Source organism: Pseudomonas sp. F-14 TE3623, from assembly GCF_053629015.1.
Genome location: NZ_JBRJHM010000001.1, coordinates 6,012,936 through 6,033,683, shown reverse-complemented (window position 1 = coordinate 6,033,683; position 20,748 = coordinate 6,012,936). Strand labels below are relative to the sequence as shown.

Annotated in this window: 17 protein-coding genes and 1 pseudogene; 5 read left to right on the top strand and 13 right to left on the bottom strand. The window is 59.0% G+C overall.

Annotated features, from left to right (window positions below; all coding sequences use genetic code 11):
* Positions 1 to 14 precede the first annotated feature (14 nt).
* The 6 genes from AB7M29_RS28025 to AB7M29_RS28000 form a co-directional block, all read right to left on the bottom strand.
* Positions 15 to 1,346 carry a DUF58 domain-containing protein gene (locus AB7M29_RS28025; RefSeq protein WP_454248477.1) on the bottom strand — a complete coding sequence of 444 codons (1,332 nt, stop codon included), beginning with the start codon at positions 1,344 to 1,346 and terminating at the stop codon, positions 15 to 17.
* Between the two features lie 181 nt (positions 1,347 to 1,527).
* The gene (locus AB7M29_RS28020; RefSeq protein ID WP_454248476.1) at positions 1,528 to 2,529 is read right to left on the bottom strand and encodes an AAA family ATPase; all 1,002 of its coding nucleotides are present in this window, start codon (positions 2,527 to 2,529) and stop codon (positions 1,528 to 1,530) included.
* Positions 2,526 to 3,689, bottom strand: coding sequence for a DUF4350 domain-containing protein (locus AB7M29_RS28015; protein ID WP_454248475.1), 1,164 nt, complete (start codon positions 3,687 to 3,689; stop codon positions 2,526 to 2,528). The genes AB7M29_RS28020 and AB7M29_RS28015 overlap by 4 nt, the downstream gene beginning before the upstream one ends.
* Positions 3,686 to 5,230, bottom strand: a complete 1,545-nt coding sequence (locus AB7M29_RS28010; protein ID WP_454248474.1) for a DUF4129 domain-containing protein — start codon at positions 5,228 to 5,230, stop codon at positions 3,686 to 3,688. Before AB7M29_RS28010 ends, AB7M29_RS28015 begins: the two co-directional genes overlap by 4 nt.
* Complete coding sequence (locus AB7M29_RS28005) at positions 5,217 to 6,194, bottom strand: stage II sporulation protein M (protein WP_217854280.1); 978 nt, start codon at positions 6,192 to 6,194, stop codon at positions 5,217 to 5,219. Before AB7M29_RS28005 ends, AB7M29_RS28010 begins: the two co-directional genes overlap by 14 nt.
* Positions 6,191 to 6,916: an RDD family protein gene (locus AB7M29_RS28000; protein WP_217854279.1), complete on the bottom strand. Its 726-nt coding sequence runs from the start codon at positions 6,914 to 6,916 to the stop codon at positions 6,191 to 6,193. Before AB7M29_RS28000 ends, AB7M29_RS28005 begins: the two co-directional genes overlap by 4 nt.
* A 170-nt stretch (positions 6,917 to 7,086) precedes the next feature.
* Between AB7M29_RS28000 and sbcB the strand changes: the two genes are divergently transcribed.
* Positions 7,087 to 8,517 carry an exodeoxyribonuclease I gene (gene sbcB, locus AB7M29_RS27995; RefSeq protein ID WP_454248473.1) on the top strand — a complete coding sequence of 477 codons (1,431 nt, stop codon included), beginning with the start codon at positions 7,087 to 7,089 and terminating at the stop codon, positions 8,515 to 8,517.
* Positions 8,518 to 8,615: 98 nt separating this feature from the next.
* On the opposite strand, the gene mvaT is transcribed toward sbcB, so the two are convergent.
* Complete coding sequence (gene mvaT / locus AB7M29_RS27990; RefSeq protein ID WP_007903853.1) at positions 8,616 to 8,993, bottom strand: histone-like nucleoid-structuring protein MvaT; 378 nt, start codon at positions 8,991 to 8,993, stop codon at positions 8,616 to 8,618.
* 327 nt (positions 8,994 to 9,320) lie between these two features.
* Between mvaT and purU the strand changes: the two genes are divergently transcribed.
* Positions 9,321 to 10,169, top strand: a complete 849-nt coding sequence (purU, locus tag AB7M29_RS27985; protein WP_007903852.1) for a formyltetrahydrofolate deformylase — start codon at positions 9,321 to 9,323, stop codon at positions 10,167 to 10,169.
* Positions 10,170 to 10,250: 81 nt separating this feature from the next.
* On the top strand, positions 10,251 to 10,427 hold the full coding sequence (locus AB7M29_RS27980; protein ID WP_217854277.1) for a hypothetical protein: 177 nt from the start codon (positions 10,251 to 10,253) through the stop codon (positions 10,425 to 10,427).
* Positions 10,428 to 10,450: 23 nt separating this feature from the next.
* On the opposite strand, the gene AB7M29_RS27975 is transcribed toward AB7M29_RS27980, so the two are convergent.
* The 5 genes and pseudogenes from AB7M29_RS27975 to AB7M29_RS27955 all read right to left on the bottom strand — a co-directional run.
* On the bottom strand, positions 10,451 to 11,446 hold the full coding sequence (locus AB7M29_RS27975; protein WP_217854276.1) for a lysylphosphatidylglycerol synthase transmembrane domain-containing protein: 996 nt from the start codon (positions 11,444 to 11,446) through the stop codon (positions 10,451 to 10,453).
* Positions 11,443 to 12,219: a DUF2334 domain-containing protein gene (locus tag AB7M29_RS27970; RefSeq protein WP_454248472.1), complete on the bottom strand. Its 777-nt coding sequence runs from the start codon at positions 12,217 to 12,219 to the stop codon at positions 11,443 to 11,445. The genes AB7M29_RS27975 and AB7M29_RS27970 overlap by 4 nt, the downstream gene beginning before the upstream one ends.
* A complete protein-coding gene (locus AB7M29_RS27965; protein ID WP_454248471.1) occupies positions 12,212 to 13,333 on the bottom strand; it encodes a glycosyltransferase family 4 protein in 1,122 nt (373 codons plus the stop codon). Before AB7M29_RS27965 ends, AB7M29_RS27970 begins: the two co-directional genes overlap by 8 nt.
* Positions 13,334 to 13,555: 222 nt before the next feature.
* Entirely contained in the window at positions 13,556 to 14,320 is a 765-nt protein-coding gene (locus tag AB7M29_RS27960) for a methyl-accepting chemotaxis protein (protein ID WP_437180779.1), read from the bottom strand.
* Between the two features lie 93 nt (positions 14,321 to 14,413).
* Positions 14,414 to 15,445, bottom strand: a pseudogene (locus AB7M29_RS27955) (HAMP domain-containing protein); the annotation flags it as partial.
* A 184-nt stretch (positions 15,446 to 15,629) separates the two neighbouring features.
* Here AB7M29_RS27955 and AB7M29_RS27950 point away from each other — a divergent pair.
* The gene (locus AB7M29_RS27950; RefSeq protein ID WP_217854272.1) at positions 15,630 to 17,117 is read left to right on the top strand and encodes a helicase HerA-like domain-containing protein; all 1,488 of its coding nucleotides are present in this window, start codon (positions 15,630 to 15,632) and stop codon (positions 17,115 to 17,117) included.
* 120 nt (positions 17,118 to 17,237) lie between these two features.
* Here the strand turns inward: AB7M29_RS27950 and AB7M29_RS27945 are convergent, their stop codons facing one another.
* Entirely contained in the window at positions 17,238 to 17,693 is a 456-nt protein-coding gene (locus tag AB7M29_RS27945; RefSeq protein WP_007906612.1) for a DUF721 domain-containing protein, read from the bottom strand.
* 307 nt (positions 17,694 to 18,000) lie between these two features.
* Here AB7M29_RS27945 and secA point away from each other — a divergent pair, with 307 nt between their 5' ends.
* Positions 18,001 to 20,736 (top strand): preprotein translocase subunit SecA, encoded by a 2,736-nt coding sequence (gene secA / locus AB7M29_RS27940; protein ID WP_052964293.1) that lies wholly within the window; start codon positions 18,001 to 18,003, stop codon positions 20,734 to 20,736.
* The last annotated feature ends 12 nt before the right edge of the window (positions 20,737 to 20,748 follow it).

The window sequence follows — 20,748 nt, the reverse complement described above, 5'->3', positions numbered from 1 at the left end:
GGATCTGAGCGGTATTAGAGCACCCCTGCTTTCTTCCAGCTCAAGTACCGCGTCACAAGCCCCGCGCCCAGCTCCCCCGGCCGCGTATCCAGCACCGATACTCCATGAGCACTCAACCGCTCATGGAGTTCAGCCCGGGCGTTCAGATAATCCACCGTGCCGCAGTAGACCAACGTCTCGGGCAGGGTTTGCGCCGGCGTATGGCGCAAGTGGTCAAGAGCCTCTTCGTGAAGGCTGACCACCAGTACTTGATGCTGCTTGCTCAGACGTTTAACGGCAGTGAGCAATTCTTCGTCGTCTTCATCGCGCAGGTTGGTCACCAACACCACCAGTGCTCGGCGTTTCTGTCGGGCCAATAGCTGGTTTGCAGCGGTCTGGTAGTCGGCCGGGCGCTGGCTGCTATCGAGGTCGTAGACGGTGTTAAGCAGTACCTTGAGTTGCCCTGAGCCTTTGATCGGGGCGAGGTAGCGCGGTTGATCGCTGGCGAAAGTGCACAGACCCACAGCATCTCCCTGGCGCAAAGCCGCATAACTCAGCAGCAAACAGGCATTGAGTGCATGGTCGAAGTGCGACAACTCATCATCCTGGCTACGCATGCGCCGACCGCAATCAAGCATGAAAATGATCTGCTGATCACGCTCGTCCTGATACTCACGGGCAATCGGTGTGCGCTGGCGTGCCGTGGCTTTCCAGTCGATCTGGCGCAGGCTGTCGCCTTCTCTGAATTCGCGCAGTTGATGAAACTCCAGACCCAGACCGCGGCGTTGACGTTGGCGCACCCCGAGTTGGCTGAGCCAGTTATCCACTGCCAGCAGTTGGCCGCCGTAGAGGCGGGCGAAGTCGGGGTAGACGCGGGTGTTGTCGACTACGTTCAGTAGGCGTTTGCCAGACCATAGGCCCATTGGGCTCGGCAGGCTGATTTCGCAGTGGTCGAAGGTGAAGTGGCCGCGCTTGAGTGGGCGCAGGCGATAGCCGATCTGGCTCTGTTGGCCGGGTTGCAGTTCGACCGACAGGGGAAGGAATTCGAAGTCAAGGCCGTGCGGCACATGATCGTAGATGTGTACGTTCAGCGGTTGAGCAAAATCGTGCTCGACCTCCAGTCGCACTTCGCCCCATCGACCGAGCGCCAGGCTGCCGGGCATTTGCCGTTGCACGCGGGGCGAGGGCAGGCGTTTGAGGCGGATGGCGTCGATGATCGCCAATGCCAGCAGTGCTAACAGTAATCCCCAGTTGATCGCCAAAAGGCTCGATGGAACTGCGATGTCCAGTGCCCGTAATGCGCCGAGCACGATGCCGATGGCCAGCAGTGCTGCGAGCCAGATCAGCAGCAGGCGCGTGGGTTTCATTGCGTCGCGATTCCTTGGTAAGGGCTACATTCAACCATCGGGCACAGCACCTTTGTGGCGAGCGGGCTTGCCCGCGTTCGGCTGCGAAGCAGTCGTAAAACGGCTTGAAAGTTTTTGGAAGCGCTTCGCACTCCAACGGGGGCAAGCCCCCTCGCCACAAGGTTGGTCTGCATGAGGGTGTTCACAGCCGCGGCGCCGGCACTTGATCGAGCAGTTGCTTGAGCACTTGATCGACTTCCAGCCCTTCGATGTCCAGCTCCGGGGCAATTCGCACGCGGTGACGCAGAACGGCCAGCGCGCAGCCTTTGATGTCATCGGGAATCACAAATTCGCCGCCACGCAACAAGGCCCGAGCGCGGGCGCAACGTACGAGGGCGATTGATGCGCGCGGCCCGGCGCCCAGGGTCAACCCCGGCCAGGTCCGGGTGGTGCGAGCCAGGCGCACCGCGTAATCGAGTACCTGATCGTCCATTGGCAGGTCACTGGCAATGCGTTGCAAGGCCAGCACGTCCTTGGCTTGCAACACGGTGCGCAACGGTTGCACGTCGAGCATGTCGGCCCGGGTCGAGCGGCTGACCTGGCGCACCATGTTCAACTCCTGCTCGGCATCGGGGTAGTCCATGCGCACCTTGAGCATGAAGCGGTCGAGTTCGGCTTCCGGCAACGGGTAAGTGCCTTCCTGTTCGATGGGGTTTTGCGTGGCGAGCACCATGAACGGCTGCGCGATGGGCAGGGCGCGGCCTTCGAGGGTGACTTGGCGTTCCTGCATGGCTTCGAGCAGCGCCGCCTGGGTTTTCGCCGGGGCGCGGTTGATCTCGTCGGCCAGCAGCAGGTTGGTGAATAGCGGGCCTTTGCGCAGTTTGAATTGCTCGGTTTGCAAGTCGTACACCGCGTGCCCGGTGACGTCGCTGGGCATCAGGTCCGGGGTGAACTGGATGCGTGCGAACTCACCACCGAAGCAGCGAGCGAGGGCGCGCACCAACAACGTCTTGCCCAACCCCGGCACGCCTTCGAGCAGCACATGGCCGCCGGCGATCAGGGCGGTGAGCACATCGTCGATCACGATGTTCTGGCCGATCACGGCTTTTTGCAGTTCCGTCCTTATCGCTTGGGCCAACTGGCTGGCGCGCTGGCGTTGCTGGACGGCGTGGGTCTGTGTGCCTGGCTCGATCTGTTCACTCATAAGGCGTTCCTCAAGGTTTGCAGGTGGGCGACCTGACGGCTGAATTCAGCGCTGGGCAGCCGCTGCTTCGGTCGCGGGCTCATGGCCTGGCTGATGGCGCGTGTGGGTTGGCCGGTCAGGCGTGCGAGCACCAGCCATTGTTCGGCAACGCCGAGTTGTTCAAAACCGGGATGACGGTGACGGACACGACGCAGGATGTCTTGTTGCAAGGCTTGCAGCAGGCTGTGCTGACCGTTGTGGCGGAGCATGAAATCGGCGCTGGCACGCAGGTGTTCCTGAAGCTGGCGGCGGGCTCTCGTGGCCGGCTCCAGCAACGGGCCGTTACGCACGCCCACATGCCAGAACCCGAAAACGATCAGGGCGATCAGGGCCACCAAGGCTTGTGGAAAGTAGCGCCACAGCAAGGTCAGCAAGTTGTCGTGATCGGTATTGAACAGCAGGGTCACGTCTGTGTCGGCCGTCAGGTACCACAGCAGCCAGGCGTTGTCGTACTGGTCGATGGCCGGGGTTTTCCAGAGGTCGGCGTCGGTGACCACGGTGATCGAACCGAGCCCGTGGCTCAGCTGCATCATGTGCGTGGCTTTGCCGCTGTTGGCCCAAGCCTGGGCGAGGTTCTTCGGGTCGTCGAGGTGGAACGCGGTATCGAAGCTGAAGTAGGCCGGCGCCTCTTCGTTTTCCAGATAGAGCTTGGTCAGTTTGGGGTAAGGATCGTCGACAGGATCGGGCGGCGGTTCTTTGAGGTCTTTGCTCAGGGATTGGTGCAACTGCACACGGTCGAGCAACAGGTCGTTGCTCTGACCGGTCTTTTCATCCCACAGGGCTTCGGCGACGAATAAAAGACGTCCACCGGCCCGGGTCCAGTTCAACACCTGATTCACCTGTCGCGGCGACATGTTCGACCGATCGCCGAGCAACAACAAACTGCGCTGATGAGGCTCGAGAGTCGGCAAGATGTCGAGGCTGTTGGCATGGCTGACGGTCAGGCCCTGTTTGCGCAGAAAGTGCTCGGCCGCCAGATAGGGGTTGGCTTGGGCTTCGGGCGATGGGCCGTGATCGATTTCTGCTGAATAGGGTATGGCCTTGAAATACAGGTAAACACTCAGCGCACACACTAGCAGGGCGATGAACGCACCGACTGAAAGCCACAAGCGCCGGTTCAACGGACCGCTCCCGGGCCGAACAACGCGCGCCAGCCATCACAGAGTTCCTGTTGCAAATGCGCGGGGGGCAATCGATGCCCATACGCCATGTTTTGCCAGTGCCCGGTGAGGTTTTTACTGAAGGCCAGCAAGGCAGGTTGTTGCAATTGTTCAACGCGCTGAAGCACTTCGCCTTCGGTGTCGGCGGGTTTGAGCGTCATGTTGAAGTCGTGCAGCAAGTGGCTGAGCAGGGCGCGATAGAGCAGTCCGAGGGCTTCACGGGGATGGGTCTGCCAGAGGCTTTCGGCGCTGGCTGCGATGTCGGCGGGCAGGGTTTCGCGGTTGAGGTCCAGGCCGAACGCCTGCTGCGGTAATGGCCGCGCGACTTTGCGATTTAACGTGGGTCGGCGGCTGACGAAGGCCTGCAGCCAGTCGCGGTAACGCCAGATCAATAGCCCAATAGCGCCGATCACTGTGCCCCACAGCAACACTTCGATCAGGTTGGCCAATACGCCAAAGCGCTGGCTGTCCAGCAAGCTGAACAACGCCTTCAGCCAGGCGGGTGTTTGACTATCATCGGCAGTGTTGGAGGCGGGTTTGTCTTCGCCAAAACGATAGCGCGTTACTGTTTCCTTATTCTTGAAGGGGGGCTGATCGAGGATGGCCTTGATGCTGTCCCGGGACGCCTGGCTGGTCAGTGGCTGGTCCAGCAGACGCGCAGAGTCCGGTGAAATAACCGGTTCGGCGGCCCAGACGCTTTGTGTCGTCGGCACCAGCAGGATCGCGGCCAGCAGCAGCGTGACGACCACGCTGGTCATGCGTTGGCGCAATCGGCGAAAGACCAGCTCGATATCCCAAGCCTCCAGCCGCGTGCGCCGGTTCAGATAAAGGCTGAAACCGCAGGCCACATAAATCGGTTCCCAGACAATCAGCACCAGAACGTAAAAGGTATTGGTCAGGTGTTCCAGCCAGAGCCAGTCTTGGGTGGCGGCGGTAATCAAGGTCTGCCAGCCCCAGTCGAGTTCGACCTGCTGCGGCAAGAGCATGTAGAACAGCACCATCAAGCCGATCCACAGCGCAGTTTCCAGATGCACGCCGATGATCGTCAGCCACTGGGCGGCGCCCGCGTTGCGTTGCAGCAACACGCGCAAACGTTGTTGGCGTTCTTCGCCCCCCAGACCTTCGAGTTGCACCACCGGCATCAGAAAACTGCGGCTCAGACTCAGGCGGCGCCAGGTCAGGCTGGCCAGCAGTTGCGGTTTGAGCAGGCGTGGCCATTGGCGCAGGGCCTGTTTCAGCGTGGGGGTTTCGCCGAACATGGCTTTGGACAGGATGTACAGCGGCAGCCGATCGAACGCCGGTTTGAGCCACCAGAACAGGAACACGGCGAGGGAGGGCGAATCCCACAGCAGCAAGCTGAGCAGGGCAAAGATCGGCAAGGTCACGATCGCCCAACTGGTCATCAACAGGCGTCGATGGCGCTGACTCAGCAGCACTCCCAGGTCCATGGCTTCCCAGGTTGTGCGCGGGCGGATCACAACACTGGCATCACTCAGGCGCATGACGGGTCCGTCCGGCAAACAGCAGATAAGTCGCCACCAAGCACCAGAGCGCCGCGCCGACCAGGTATTTGGTCAGCGGCGTGAGCCCGGTCCGCGACGACCAATAGGCTTCTATAAATGCTGCAATCAGCAGAAACAGCATGACCCCGCAAATCAGCAACACGCTCTTGCGCGCAGCCAGTTGCAGGGCTTCGGCGCGGGGCAAACGCCCCGGAGCGATCAAGGCCCAGCCCAGTTGCAGGCCTGCGGCACCGGCCAGGGCAATGGCACTCAGTTCGAAGGCGCCATGGCCGATCACGAACGACCAGAAGGTCTGCCCGTAACCAATGTGCGTCAGGTGCCCGGCCACCGCGCCGATCATCAACCCGTTGTAGAACAGGAAAAACGCGCTGCCCAGGCCAAACAGCAAACCGCTGGCGAAGGTCTGAAAGGCGATGCCGATGTTGTGCATGATGTAGTAACCGAACATCACCCAGTCTTCGCTGGCTGCCCGATCTGCCAAGCGCCCCAGATGACCGGCGGCGGGGTCGTACATGCTTTGCATCTCACTGACCTGCTCGGCCGGGATCAGGTTGTAGATCAGTTCCGGGAACAGATACACCAACAGCGCGAAGCCGATCAGGCTGCCAAAAAAAATCAGGCTGGCGGCAAGGACGAAACGCCACTGCTCACGCACCAGTCGCGGGAAGTCGGCGAGGATGAAACTCAACACGTTGGCACCCAGTCGACTGCGATGCCGATAAAGCTGTTGATGCCCGCGCAGAACCTGTTGCTGCAATGAGTCGATCAGGAAACTGCTGTAACCGCGCTCCCGAGCGAGGGCCAGGTGGTGACAGATCCGTCGATAGTCGTTGGGGAAACTGGCGATCCCAGAGGCGTCCTTGCCTCGTTCCAGCCGTCCAAGCATGAGTGCAAACTGCTCCCATTCGGCTTGGTGGCGACTTTCGAAAAGGCTTTGCTTCATGTGGGGCCCAACAGTCCGCGGGCGATACCGTTGAGTTCGGCTCTGGCCTGTGGCTTCGATACCTGCAACGGTTGCGCGAGTATCGAGGCGAGTTCGTTGGCCCGTGCCTCGGAGAGCTCACCCTGACGTTCGGCAAACCCGAGGATGGCGCGTTGCTCGGTCAGCGTCAGCGCGAAGGCTGCGCGTCGCGGCGGGACGTCGGGCAGTTGCGGTCGGGTGAGCGGTTGTTCGCGGTAGATCACCAGCGTACCGGCGGCCAGGTCGCCAAGGCGTTTGAAGGTGGGATGTTGCAGGCAGCTGATTGCTCCGAGAAAGTAGCCAAACGGCAACATGTCGACAAATCGCAGCAGGTTACGCAGCAAGGACGCGGACCAGCCGATCGGCGTGCCATCGTCATGCACTACGCGCAACCCCATCCATTGCTTGCCCGGAGAGCGGCCCTGGTTGAGCACCTCGAACAGCACCATGTACCACCAACTCACCACGAACAGCAGAATCGAACCCAGCCCGGCGCCGAGTTTTCCCAGAAACGCCAACATAATAAATAGCAGGCCCAGAATCACCCCGCGCAGGCCCAGGTCGATGGCGAACGCCAGCGCACGTACCATCAACCCGGCCGGGCGCAGCGGCAAGTCGATGCCTTCGGGCGTTTCGACGTGATACCGCGTGTCCAGTGGCGGGGCCAGCGTCGCTTTCCCTGGCAGTGCTGTGGTTTTGAGCATGGGCAACCTTGATGTGGCCTGGTTCGTCGGATGCTAGCAGCCTCTCGGGGGAAAACGACATAACTATGTATTGCATGGTGCGTGGTCAGAGATGTTTGAATAACAAGATTGCTGGTCGGGGCGCCGTGTGTGCGCCTAGACTTCGCCGGTCTTCAGTTCAGGAACAGCCCGTGACCTCGATCTTCTGGTACGACTATGAAACCACTGGCATCAACCCCCGTTGCGACCGTCCGCTGCAAGTGGCGGGGATTCGCACCGACTTCGATCTCAATGAAATAGACGAGCCGGTCAATCTTTACTGCCAGCCCAGTGACGACATACTTCCGCATCCGGCGGCGTGCGCGATCACCGGGATTACGCCTGGCCGCTTGGCCGAACAAGGTTTGATCGAAGCCGATTTCATGACCCGGGTTCATGCCCAGCTCGCGGCGCCCGGCACTTGTGGGGCAGGGTACAACACCCTGCGTTTCGACGACGAGATGACCCGTTACAGCCTGTATCGAAATTTCTTCGACCCTTACGCACGGGAGTGGCAGGGTGGCAACAGCCGCTGGGACCTGATCGATGTTGTGCGCGCGGCCTATGCCTTGCGTCCCGATGGCCTCGTCTGGCCCAAGGACGACGAAGGGCGAGTCACGCTCAAACTCGAACGTCTGACCGCCGCCAATGGCATCGATCACGGGCATGCACACGAGGCGCTGTCGGATGTTCGCGCCACCATCGCCCTGGCGCGCCTGATTCGGGAAAAACAGCCGAAGTTATATGACTGGCTGTTTCAATTGCGCAGCAAACAAAAGGTCATGGATCAAATTCGGCTGTTGCAGCCGATGGTGCATATTTCCGGGCGCTTCTCGGCGGCCCGCAACTATGTGGGTGTGGTGCTGCCGCTGGCCTGGCATCCGCGTAATCGCAACGCGCTGATTGTCTGTGACCTGCATCTGGACCCTCTGGGGCTGCTCGATCTGGATGCCGAGACCTTGCGTCAGCGACTTTATACCCGCCGCGATGACTTGGCCGAAGGCGAACTGCCGGTGCCGCTCAAGCTCATACACATTAATAAGTGCCCGGTAGTGGCGCCGTTATCGGTACTTCGTCCTGTAGATCAGCAACGTTTGGGGCTGGATATGGCGCTTTATCAGGAGCGTGCGCTGCGGCTAAGTGACGCACAACAAGTTTGGCGAGACAAAGTGTCGGGCATTTACGCCAACGACGATTTTTCCCCGAGCCTGGATCCCGAGCAACAGTTATACGACGGTTTTATTGGTGATCGGGATCGGCGGCTATGCGAGCAAGTCAGAACCGCTGACCCTGAGCAATTAGCACAAGAACAGTGGCCTTTCGATGATGAGCGTTTGCCGGAATTATTGTTTCGTTATCGCGCACGCAACTTCCCTGATACGTTGAGTTTCGAAGAGCAAGAGCGCTGGCGAATATTCTGTCAGAAACGTTTGTCTGCACCCCAGTGGGGCGCGCCCAATACTCTGGAAAGTTTTCTGACAGATGCTGCCCAATTGATGATTAGTGCTACATCGTTTCAGCGAGAGGTTCTGGACGAATGGAAAAATCATGTCCAGGCATTACGCAAACGTTTGAGTCTTTGAAAACGAAAATAATCTGCGCTTGAATTCCAGGCATAAAAAAACGCCAGCATTTGCTGGCGTTCTTTTGGTCGCGGATCAGTCTGCGACACGCTTGCGGCTTAGCCCAGCAGGGTAGCCCAGCTTTCAACCACGTCACCGCCCCACTTGGCTTTCCACTCTTTCAGAGTCTTGTGGTTGCCACCTTTGGTTTCGATGACTTCGCCGTTGTGCGGGTTTTTGTATTGTTTAACTTTGCGAGCACGCTTGGTGCCGGTAGTTTTTACTGCGCCGCCACGTGGAGCCTTGGTTTTGGACTCTGGATCCAACAGCGCGATGATGTCGCGCAGGGATTTGGAGTATTCGCCCATCAGGGTGCGCAGTTTGCCTTCGAATTCCAGCTCGGTTTGCAGTTTGTCGTCTTGGGACAGATTCTTCAAACGGGCTTGCAGCTCTTTGATAGCTTCTTCGGTGGCGCGATATTCGTTGATCAAGGACATGGGGACTACCTTATGTTAGGCGCTGGATGGCAGGGTGACAGTGCGACAATAATAGTCAGGGTGTTTCATCAAGTAAACATTTAACCGGAGTTTTATTTAAATTAGTTGCGGAATAGGACACACATTGGAGGGGCAGTTAAATAGCGTCACAAATATTCACAGTTGACCTCTTGAAGATTGCCCGCAAGAACACCATCGCGTGGGCCAGCCTGGTGCTTGCAGAACCTGTATCGGACCTGCGGGCAAAGCCATGCGTCATCAATACTGCAGTTTTGCTGCGCAATCGCTAGAATAGCGGCCTTTGCGAAGTTCTGGAGTTTCCCCCTCATGCGCACTTTTCGGCTGGTGATTGCTTGCCCGGACCGCGTCGGCATCGTTGCTAAAGTCAGTAACTTTCTGGCGTCACATAACGGCTGGATCACTGAAGCGAGCCATCACTCGGATAATCTCAGTGGCTGGTTCTTCATGCGTCACGAAATTCGTGCCGATTCGCTGCCTTTCGGTATCGAAGCCTTTCGCGAAGCGTTTGCACCGATTGCCGAAGAGTTCTCGATGGACTGGCGCATCACCGACACCGAGCAGAAGAAACGCGTGGTGTTGATGGCCAGCCGCGAATCCCACTGCCTGGCCGACTTGCTGCACCGCTGGCACAGTGACGAACTGGACTGTGAAATCGCCTGCGTGATCTCCAACCATGATGATTTGCGCAGCATGGTCGAGTGGCACGGTATTCCTTACTACCATGTCCCGGTCAACCCACAGAATAAGGAGCCGGCCTTCGCCGAAGTCTCGCGTCTGGTCAAACAGCACGAGGCCGAAGTGGTGGTACTTGCCCGTTATATGCAGATTCTGCCGCCTGAGTTGTGCAGCGAATATGCCCATAAAGTCATCAATATTCATCACAGCTTCTTGCCGTCGTTTGTTGGCGCCAAGCCGTATCACCAAGCTTCGATGCGCGGTGTGAAGTTGATCGGCGCTACTTGCCACTATGTCACCGAAGAGCTGGATGCCGGTCCGATCATTGAGCAAGACGTAGTGCGCGTGAGTCACAGCGACAGCATTGAAGACATGGTGCGCTTCGGCCGTGACGTCGAGAAAATGGTGCTGGCCCGTGGTCTGCGTTATCACCTGGAAGACCGGGTGCTGGTGCATGGCAACAAAACCGTCGTGTTCTGATAGCCATACAGTTGAAATTCGAAGGGCCTGGGCGTTCAATCGCTGCAGGCCCTTCGCCGTTTTTGCACTGAGAACATAACCATGGCCGATCCATTGGACAAAGCTACTTCCAAGGCACCCGCCACGCAGGGTGAGGGCTGTTTGAGTCGCTATGACCCGGATGACCTGAGCCCCGAAGACGGCACGGAATTTCCCGGTGCCGCCGAGTTGTGGGAGCAGTTGCAGAATGATTCAGAGGATGAATCCGGGGACTCCTGAAAAAGATCACCCTGTGGCGATCTTTAAGCCTGCTTGAGCTTCATCAACTTCCTGAGCAATGGCCGCCCAAGCATCAGCAAAAACACCGGCCCACCGACCACCAGATAGAAGTAATAGGTCACTGTCCGCCAGATCAGAATCGCCGCCGCCGCGGTGGATTTCCCGACCATGGGCGCCAGCAGCGCCGCCGATGTCAGTTCCGCCGCCCCGGCACCGCCCGGCAACAGGCTGAACTGCCCTGCACTCAGCGACAGCATCTGGATCAGAAAACACCAGGCCCACTGCAAATCCACACCCAGCCCACGTAACGCCAGATACAACACGCTATAGCGCAAGAGCCAATGCAGGCAGGTCAGTGCAAACACCGTGATTAACGTCTGAAAAGGCAACTTCAATGTGTCAGTAAAGGCCGCCAGGAAGTGCAGGAGCTTTCGCGCCCAACGCATCCGGGTGGTGCCTTTGACATTGAGACGAGCGAGCAACCGACCACTCAGGCGAATCAGCGAACGGTGGTAGCGAGCCGCCAACACGCAACTGAACAGCCCACCGAACATTGAGACGGCGCTGACGGTCAACAGCCATTCCATGCGCTGACTGAGGTGCTGGAACAGTGCATAAATCAGAATCCCGCTTAGCGCGCAGAGAAAAAACAGCAGATCGCTCAACTGGTCCATGGCGAACACAGCGCTGCCCCTGGCCGGTCGTACGCCATGGCGTGCCAGCAGGGCCATGATGGTCAGCGGTCCGCCACTGCCGCCGGGGGTGGCGCAGTAGGCGAACTCGGCGGACATCACCACCCCAAGGCTTTTGAAGCGACTGACCTTGCCGCACTGATCCCCCAGCAGCAGGCGCAAGCGTAGGGTGTTGAGCATCCAGCAGAGCAGGATCATGCCGAACATGATCAGCAGCCATTTCAGCGGAAAGCTTTGCAATCGCGACCATGTCTCTCCGCCACCCAGCAACGACGGGATGAGCACCGCAGCGAGCAGGGCGACGACCAGCAGAATCCCGCGGCTCATGCGGCGCGACCGACGACGTCGCGTTGCTGTGCCAGCCAGTTGGCCTTGGTCATCGGAACACGTCCCTCGTCGAGCAAGCGCTTGAGGGTTTGCAGCCAGTACTGACGCGAGAACTCATGGCGCATGTCTACCGGGTGCAGGCCGAGACGAATCACCGGCGCCTGGCGCCAACGTTGTTCGCGCTGATCGCTGACAATTTTCGACAGGCCCCGACGCCAGGCGCTGCGCGCGCTCCAGACCAGGCATGGGGCATCGATCGCGGTGAAGTCCGGCAATCGATACAGATGCTGCGAGTCGCTGGTGTAGCGCAGCGGTACCTGGCGCAAGGCTTGACGGGTGCCTTCGCTCATCAACCAGGCTGGAGCGACGAAACCTTCCAATGGCCAGTTGTAACGGTGGAACACCTCGATTCCGGCACGCAGGCGGGTGAGGGCGGCCTCCTGTGACAGGTCGTAGAACTCGCCTTCATGGGTGTAGATTCGACGCATGAACCAGTCTCGGGGAGTGATGGGGATCGGTCCTTCATCGCAATGGAAGTAACCGTGCAGTGCCAGTTCGTCGCCGCGAGCGACCCGGCGGGTCAGCAAACGTCGAAACGCCGGATACGCGGCCAGGTCATTATGTTTGTGGAAATTCGGCACCACCAGCCAGGTGATAGGCACCTCACCCAACGCGTCGACGGCTTCGACGAAGGCTTGGTAATCGGGCCAGGTTTTCGGCGCAACGTCGTGCAATACCAGTAACAGGCTGGGCGCGTTCATGGGCTCAACCATTGGCGGTTAGCGGCCATTGAGTGCCGAGTACAGCGTGATAGTGCCCCAACAGGCTGTCGACCACGATATCCCAGGCGTAATGCTGTTCGACATGGCTGCGGGCTTGTTTGCCCAGCGCGGCGCTGCCCTGACTGAACAATTCACGCACAGCGTTGGCCATCGCCGCTGGATTATTCGGCGTGCAAAGCAGGCCGCATTGATCGGTGACAATTTCCTGAAAAGCCCCGGCGGCTACGGCCACCACCGGAATGCCGCTGGCCATGGCTTCAAGGACCACCAGGCCAAAGGTTTCCTGATCACCTGCATGCACCAGCGCATCGGCACTGGCCATCAAGCGCGCGACTTGCGCCGCCGGGTAGAACTCATTGAGGACGGTGACATTGCGCGGTACCAGGGTCGGCATCGACGAGCCCACCAGTAACAGGTGATAGCGACGGCCCAGGCGTTTCATGCATTTGAGCAGCACCGGCAGGTTTTTTTCCTTGGATCCACGGCCGGCGAAGATCAGCAGATGAGTGTTTTCATCGATGCCCAATTCGGCCCGCAAACCTGTATCCCGTTTACTGGGGTTGAACGTTTGCAGGTCGACGCCCAGCGGTTGTACGAAAACGTTTTTCACCCCCAACCCGATCAGTTTATCGGCCATGATTTGACTCGGCGCCAAAACCCGGTCGAAGTTGCCATAGAGCTTGCTGACATAAGCTTCGACATTGGGTGTAACCCAGTTGCCCATGCGATTGCTGACCAGCAGCGGCAGGTCTGAGTGATAAAAACCGATCACTGGCACATCGAGTTGCCGCTTGGCGTCCAAAGCAGCCCAGGCAGTCAGGTAAGGATCGCCGACTTCAATCAGATCGGGCTGCAAATCCTGCAGGACATTGCGCCAAGGCGCGAGACGGAGGGGAAAGCGATATCCCTTGCCAAAGGGCAGGGCAGGGGCCGGAACCGTGTAAACGCCATCCTGTTCACTCAAATGAGCCCCAGGGATCAGCAAACTGTGACGAATGCCTGGCTTGCTGCCCAGGCGACGGTGTTTGGCATCCAGATAAGTGCGCACGCCACCGCTGGCAGGGGCGTAGAACATGGTTATGTCAGCGATATGCACGATGAACATTCCTCCGGTCCGTTTGTTCTCCCTTGGTTGACCTATATGAAGGATAGATGTTCGGTCGGGGTTTTGCGGCGCGGGGTGTCAGCGGGGTTTTGCGGGGCTTTACAGACCGCTATCGCGAGCAGGCTCGCTCCCACACTGGATCTGTTGTAAACACATTATTTGTGAGCAACGGAGATCAAATGTGGGAGCGAGCCTGCTCGCGATTGGGGCCTGTCAAACGTTCTAGATGCGGAAACTGCCTACCAATTGCTTCAATCGCGAAGCCTGCTGCTCAAGGTCCGAGCACGCACGCAACGTCGATTGCAGGTTTTCCACGCCTTCCTGGTTGAGCGTGTTGATCTCGGTAATGTCGACGTTGATCGACTCAACCACTGCCGTCTGTTCCTCGGTCGCTGTGGCCACCGACTGGTTCATGCCGTCGATTTCGCCGATGCGCAGTGTCACGCTGTTCAGGCGTTCGCCTGCCAGGTTGGCGATTTCCACGCTGTCCTGGCTGTGGCGCTGGCTTTCGCTCATGGTGCTGACCGATTCGCGGGCGCCGACTTGCAGTTCTTCGATCATGGTTTGCACCTGTTGCGCGGACTCTTGTGTGCGGTGCGCCAGGTTGCGCACCTCGTCGGCCACCACGGCAAAACCGCGCCCGGCTTCACCGGCCCGCGCCGCTTCAATGGCGGCGTTCAGCGCCAGCAGGTTGGTTTGCTGGGAGATGCTGGTGATCACTTCGAGAATCTGCCCGATGTTCACGGTTTTGCTGTTCAGCGATTCGATGTTGGTACTCGAGGCGCTAAGCATGCTCGACAGCTGGTTCATCGCGGCAATGCTGCGATCCACTACTTGCTGGCCATCTTCGGCCAGGCTGCGCGCGTCGCTGGCCTGATTCGACGCTTGCGCGGCGTTTCGGGCGATTTCCTGGGCGGCGGCGCCGAGTTGGTTGATCGCCGCGGCGACGCTGCTGGTGCGCGAGGCTTGCTGGTCGGAATTGAACATCGACGAGTTCGAAGCCGCCACTACACGCAAGGCCACTTCGTTGACTTGCCCGGTGGCCGAGGACACTTCGCGGATCGACGTATGAATCCGCTCCACGAAGCGGTTGAACGCCGTGCCAAGGATGCCGAATTCGTCCTGATTCTGAATGGTCAGGCGTTTGGTGAGGTCGCCTTCACCGTCTGCGATGTCTTCCATGGCGCGGGTCATGACGTGCAGCGGCTGGATCAGGATGCGGATCAGCATGCCGAGCAGGGCGATGATGATTGCCACGGCAATCAGGGTGGCGACGACCGCCGAGGCGCGGAATTCGCTGAGCATCGAGAAGGCTTTGTCTTTATCCACCGACAGGCCGATGTACCAATTGACCGAGGACAGGCCTTTGATCGGGGTGAACGTGACGATGCGGGGCTTGCCGTCGACGTCGATTTCACTGAGTTCGCTGCTGATGCGCGGGGTGTTTTTCGGATACGCCTCGCTCAGGGACTTCATCGCCAGGGATTTATCCGGGTGAACCAGGATCTTGCCATCGGCGCTGATCAGAAAGGCATAACCCATGCCGTCGAAGTCCAGCGCGTTGAGGCTGTCGGCGATCACCTGCAAGCTCAGGTCGCCACCGACCACGCCGATGCTTTGACCGTCCTTGAGCACACTGTTGACGATGGAAATGACCAGCTGGCCGGACGCGAGATCGATGTACGGTTCGGTCAGTGCCGAGCCGCCGGTGCTTTGGGCGCTCTTGTACCAAGGCCGGACGCGAGGGTCATAGCCGTCGGGCATCTTGCTGTCAGGGCGGATGATGAAGGTGCCATCCTTGTTGCCCAGATAGGCGCCCATGAAAGTCGAGGTCACGGCCTTCTGCTCAAGTAGTTTGGAGACATTGCCGGTGTCAGCGTTCAGGGCGACGTTTTGTGACAGGTTTTCTATCAGCAGGCTGCGTCCGGCCAGCCAGGTCTGGATATTGTTGGCCGTCACGCTGCCCATTTCTTGCAGATAGTTGTCTAGATCGTTGCGTATCGCATTGCGCTGCAAATAGTCGTTGTACAGTGTGAACGAGGCGAAGGCAGCAATGACGATGAGGGCGGCGGCAAGCAGTATTTTATGGCTGAAGCGCAGATTTTTATTCATGGCTTGGGGTCCGCTAAAGTCTTAATGTCCAGGGCGTGCTTTTATAAAGGCGCGCAAAATGGGCAGTGTTGAAAGTAAGCTGATATTTCCACCTCTCCTTAGGGAATTACCGACGCTATTTTTCAGTCTGGTCTCACGCTTGTTATCGGCCATGAAGGATCAAAGATTAACCATGGGTGACAAAATGCCTGACTCATCGCAACTCGTTATCGGCGCCGACCTCGCGGGCCAGTCCATCGCCCAGGCTATGCGCCTGGCCAACCGTCACGGCCTGGTGGCGGGCGCTACCGGGACCGGTAAAACCGTCACCTTGCAGCGCCTGGCCGAAGCCTTCAGCGATGCCGGCGTGGCGGTGTTTGCGGCAGACATCAAAGGCGACCTGTGCGGCCTGGGCGCCGCCGGCAACCCTCAAGGCAAGGTCGCGGAGCGGATCGCCGGGATGCCCTGGCTGAACCATAAGCCTCAGGCGTATCCGGTGACCTTGTGGGACATTAACGGTCAGTCCGGTCATCCATTGCGCACAACCTTGAGCGAAATGGGCCCGTTGCTGCTCGGCAGCCTGCTGGAACTGACCGACAGTCAGCAGTCGGCGTTGTATGCCGCGTTCAAGGTGGCCGACCGCGAAGGGTTGTTGCTGCTGGATTTGAAGGATTTGAAGGCGCTGCTCAATCACCTGCGCGACAACCCCGAATTGCTGGGGGATGACGCCGCGTTGATGACCACCGGTTCCAGCCAGGCGCTGTTGCGCCGTTTGGCGACGCTGGAACAGCAGGGCGCTGAAGCGTTGTTCGGCGAACCGGCGCTGCAACTGGAAGATATGTTGCAACCGGCCGTGGATGGGCGCGGGCGCATTCACTTGCTAGATGCCAGTCGACTGGTGCATGAAGCGCCGAAGGTCTATGCGACGTTCCTGCTCTGGCTGCTGGCCGAACTGTTCGAGCAACTGCCGGAGCGCGGCGATGCCGAGAAACCGCTGCTGGCGCTGTTTTTCGACGAAGCGCACTTGTTGTTCGCCGGTACGCCCAAGGCGTTGCAGGAGCGTCTGGAACAAGTGGTGCGACTGATTCGCTCGAAAGGCGTGGGGGTGTATTTCGTCACCCAATCGCCGGGCGACTTGCCGGATGATGTGCTGGCGCAACTGGGCCTGCGTATTCAGCATGGGTTGCGTGCGTTTACCGCCAAAGAACAGAAATCCCTGCGCGCGGTGGCCGACGGTTTCCGGCCGAACCCGGCATTTGAAGCCTTGTCGGTGTTGACGGAGTTGGGGATCGGCGAGGCGCTGGTCGGCACCCTGCAAGACAAGGGTACGCCGGGGATGGTCCAGCGTGTATTGGTTGCACCGCCGCAATCGCGGATCGGGCCGCTGACCGAGACCGAACGCACCGTGCTGATCGCCGGTTCGCCGTTCAAGGGGCGTTACGACAAACCGGTCGATCGTGAATCGGCTTATGAAGTGCTGATGGGGCGTAAAGGGCTGGCGCCGGATCCTGAAGCCGCGCCGGGCAAACCTGCACCTGAAGAGCCGAGTTTCACCGAACAGGCCGGGGAATTCCTCGGTACGGCGGCGGGACAGGCATTGAAATCAGCCATGCGACAGGCGGCGAATCAATTGGGCCGACAATTGGTACGCGGGTTGATGGGGTCTTTGCTTGGCGGCAGCAAACGCCGATAGCGAGCAGGCACAGTAAAAATGTGGGAGCGGGCTTGCTCGCGAAAGCGGTCTGACAGTCAATATTGATGTTGAATGTGATGGCCCCTTCGCGAGCAAGCCCGCTCCCACATTGGTTTTATGTCAGGTTTTGGGTTTGGCGTGCGCCGCCAGGCGTTCGAGGGCCGCCCGCAGATTCGGGTCGGTAATCCCGTCAGCCGTCGCCTGAATGGTCGCCGCAGCATCGGTCGACAAATTTATCGTATGCCCCGCCGCCCCTTGCTGAACGGTAGGCGGCTGAACCTTGAACAGAATTCGCGTCAGGCTGGCGAACTCGTCGAACAACTGTAACTGCCGTTGCAGACGCTTTTGTTGATAGCGCAGGCGGGTGGCCCAGTGACCGTCGGTGACAATCAGCAATAAACTGCCTTCACGCCACGACGCCACATGGCAATGCTCGCGGGCAGCCGGCTGCAGCTGGCTTTCCACCAGACGTTGTAAATGACCCAGGCGTTGAGCGTGGCCAAAGATGGCTTTCAGCGGTTTGGCTTCGCGAAGCAGAACGGCGGGTGCTCTGGCCGTGAGAGGGCGAAATGCCATGATCGAACACCTGAAGTAACAGAGTGGCCATGGTAACAGAAAGCACCCGTTGCCCCCGACCCATTGCTTTGCGAGCGCTTTACCCATTAAATCAACGAGTAACTTGTGCCCTCGATGGGTTGAAGTTCAGCAAAAAGCCCTTATTTTAAGTGAGCCCCGTCACAGCGCAGTGCATGCATCGTGGAATAACGCCACTTTCCTCACCATCGTTTCCGGGTAGAATACTCGTTCGCATGCGGCCATGAGGGCTGCACGGGCGACTCTCGGGGCCGCCCTCCATCCCTTTAGTGTGGAAGATCCTGCCGATATGTTTGCGCCTTTGTTAAAGAAACTTTTTGGAAGCAAGAACGAGCGTGAAGTCAAACGCATGCTCAAGACGGTGCAGCTCGTCAATGCCTTCGAAGAGCAAATGGTGGCCCTTTCGGACGATCAATTGCGTGCCAAGACCGACGAGTTCAAGGCCCGCCTCGCCAAAGGGGAAACCCTCGACAAACTGCTGCCCGAAGCCTTTGCGGTCGCCCGCGAAGCCGGTAAGCGCGTCATGGGTATGCGCCACTTCGATGTCCAGCTGATCGGCGGCATGACCTTGCATGAAGGCATGATCGCGGAAATGCGTACCGGTGAAGGCAAGACCCTGGTGGCAACACTGGGCGTTTACCTCAACGCGCTGTCCGGCAAGGGCGTGCACGTTGTGACGGTGAACGACTACCTGGCCCGCCGTGACGCCAACTGGATGCGTCCGCTCTACGAATTCCTCGGCATGACGGTCGGCGTGGTCACCCCATTCCAGCCGCCGGAAGAGAAGCGCGCCGCTTACGCCGCCGACATCACCTACGGCACCAACAACGAATTCGGTTTCGACTACCTGCGCGACAATATGGCGTTCAGCATGGAAGAAAAATTCCAGCGCGAACTCAATTTTGCCGTGATCGACGAAGTCGACTCCATCCTCATCGACGAAGCCCGTACCCCGCTGATCATCTCCGGTCAGGCCGAGGACAGCTCCAAGCTGTACATCGAGATCAACAAACTGATCCCGCAGCTGGAATTGCACGTCGAAGAAGTCGAAGGCGAAGTCACCAAGGCTGGCCACTACACCGTGGACGAGAAGACCCGTCAGGTCGAACTCAACGAAGCCGGTCACCAGTTCATCGAAGACATGCTGACCCGTGTCGGCCTGCTGGCTGAAGGCGAGAGCCTGTATTCGGCGCATAACCTCGGTCTGCTGACCCACGTTTATGCCGGCCTGCGCGCGCACAAGCTGTTTAACCGCAACGTCGAATACATCGTGCAAGACGGCCAGGTCGTGCTGGTCGACGAACACACCGGCCGTACCATGCCGGGTCGCCGTTTGTCCGAAGGTTTGCACCAGGCCATCGAAGCCAAGGAAAACCTGAACATTCAGGCCGAGAGCCAGACCCTGGCGTCGACCACGTTCCAGAACTACTTCCGTCTGTACAACAAGCTGTCCGGCATGACCGGTACCGCAGACACCGAAGCGTTCGAATTCCACCAGATCTATGGCCTGCAGGTCATGGTGATTCCGCCAAACAAACCGTTGGCACGTAAAGACTACAACGACCTGGTGTTCCTGACCGCCGAAGAGAAATACGCGGCGATCATCAACGACATCAAGGAGTGCATGACTCAGGGCCGTCCGGTGTTGGTGGGTACCGCCACCATCGAAACGTCCGAGCATATGTCCAGCCTGCTCGTGAAGGAAGGCATCGAACACAAGGTTCTGAACGCCAAGTTCCACGAAAAAGAAGCCGAAATCATTGCTCAGGCCGGTCGTCCGGGCGCACTGACCATCGCCACCAACATGGCCGGTCGTGGTACCGACATCCTGTTGGGCGGTAACTGGGAAGTGGAAGTGGCTTCGCTGGAAGACCCGACCCCTGAGCAGATTGCCCAGATCAAGGCCGACTGGCAGAAACGCCACCAGCAAGTGCTGGAGTCGGGCGGTTTGCAGGTGATCGCTTCCGAGCGTCACGAATCGCGCCGTATCGACAACCAGTTGCGCGGTCGTGCCGGTCGTCAGGGCGACGCCGGTTCCAGCCGTTTCTACCTGTCGCTGGAAGACAGCCTGATGCGCATCTTCGCCTCTGACCGGGTGAAGAACTTCATGAAGGCGCTGGGCATGCAGTCCGGTGAAGCGATCGAGCACCGCATGGTGACCAACGCCATCGAGAAGGCTCAGCGCAAGGTTGAAGGCCGTAACTTCGATATCCGTAAACAACTGCTCGAGTTCGACGACGTCAACAACGAACAACGTAAAGTGATCTATCACATGCGTAACAGTTTGTTGGCCGCTGACAACATTGGCGAAACCATCGCCGATTTCCGTCAGGACGTGCTCAACGCAACCGTCAGCGCACACATTCCACCGCAATCGCTGCCAGAGCAGTGGGACGTGGCCGGTCTGGAAGCAGCGCTGCAGAGCGACTTCGGCGTGGCGTTGCCGATCCAGCAATGGCTGGACGAAGACGATCACCTCTACGAGGAGACCCTGCGCGAGAAGCTGATGAACGAGCTGATCGCCGCGTACAACGAGAAAGAAGACCAGGCCGGTGCCGAAGCACTGCGCACCTTCGAGAAGCAAATCGTTCTGCGCGTACTGGACGATCTGTGGAAAGACCACCTGTCGACCATGGACCACCTGCGTCACGGCATCCACTTGCGTGGTTATGCGCAGAAGAACCCGAAGCAGGAATACAAGCGCGAGTCCTTCACCTTGTTCTCCGAGTTGCTGGATTCGATCAAACGCGACTCAATCCGTGTGTTGTCGCACGTTCAGGTTCGCCGCGAAGACCCGATCGAAGAAGAAGCTCGCCTGCGCCAGGAAGCCGAGGCACTGGCTGCGCGCATGCAGTTCCAGCACGACGAAGCACCTGGCCTGGAGCAACCGGAAGTGTTGGGTGAAGAGGTCGATGTAGCCCTCGCCACCGCACCGGTACGCAACGAGCAGAAGCTGGGCCGTAACGAGCTGTGCTACTGCGGTTCGGGCAAGAAGTACAAGCATTGCCACGGGCAGATCCAGTAAACCCGTTTCATA

Bases quoted from the DNA above. Each gene is read 5' to 3' on its own strand.
- AB7M29_RS28000 (WP_217854279.1), bottom strand. From the start codon at position 6,916: ATGCTCAAAACCACAGCACTGCCAGGGAAAGCGACGCTGGCCCCGCCA.
- AB7M29_RS27975 (WP_217854276.1), bottom strand. From the start codon at position 11,446: ATGAGCCGCGGGATTCTGCTGGTCGTCGCCCTGCTCGCTGCGGTGCTC.
- AB7M29_RS27945 (WP_007906612.1), bottom strand. From the start codon at position 17,693: ATGGCATTTCGCCCTCTCACGGCCAGAGCACCCGCCGTTCTGCTTCGC.
- AB7M29_RS27965 (WP_454248471.1), bottom strand. From the start codon at position 13,333: ATGTTCATCGTGCATATCGCTGACATAACCATGTTCTACGCCCCTGCC.
- AB7M29_RS27960 (WP_437180779.1), bottom strand. From the start codon at position 14,320: ATGTTCAATTCCGACCAGCAAGCCTCGCGCACCAGCAGCGTCGCCGCG.
- secA (WP_052964293.1), top strand. From the start codon at position 18,001: ATGTTTGCGCCTTTGTTAAAGAAACTTTTTGGAAGCAAGAACGAGCGT.
- AB7M29_RS27970 (WP_454248472.1), bottom strand. From the start codon at position 12,219: ATGGTTGAGCCCATGAACGCGCCCAGCCTGTTACTGGTATTGCACGAC.
- mvaT (WP_007903853.1), bottom strand. From the start codon at position 8,993: ATGTCCTTGATCAACGAATATCGCGCCACCGAAGAAGCTATCAAAGAG.
- AB7M29_RS28025 (WP_454248477.1), bottom strand. From the start codon at position 1,346: ATGAAACCCACGCGCCTGCTGCTGATCTGGCTCGCAGCACTGCTGGCC.
- purU (WP_007903852.1), top strand. From the start codon at position 9,321: ATGCGCACTTTTCGGCTGGTGATTGCTTGCCCGGACCGCGTCGGCATC.
- AB7M29_RS28020 (WP_454248476.1), bottom strand. From the start codon at position 2,529: ATGAGTGAACAGATCGAGCCAGGCACACAGACCCACGCCGTCCAGCAA.
- AB7M29_RS27980 (WP_217854277.1), top strand. From the start codon at position 10,251: ATGGCCGATCCATTGGACAAAGCTACTTCCAAGGCACCCGCCACGCAG.
- AB7M29_RS27950 (WP_217854272.1), top strand. From the start codon at position 15,630: ATGCCTGACTCATCGCAACTCGTTATCGGCGCCGACCTCGCGGGCCAG.
- AB7M29_RS28005 (WP_217854280.1), bottom strand. From the start codon at position 6,194: ATGAAGCAAAGCCTTTTCGAAAGTCGCCACCAAGCCGAATGGGAGCAG.
- AB7M29_RS28010 (WP_454248474.1), bottom strand. From the start codon at position 5,230: ATGCGCCTGAGTGATGCCAGTGTTGTGATCCGCCCGCGCACAACCTGG.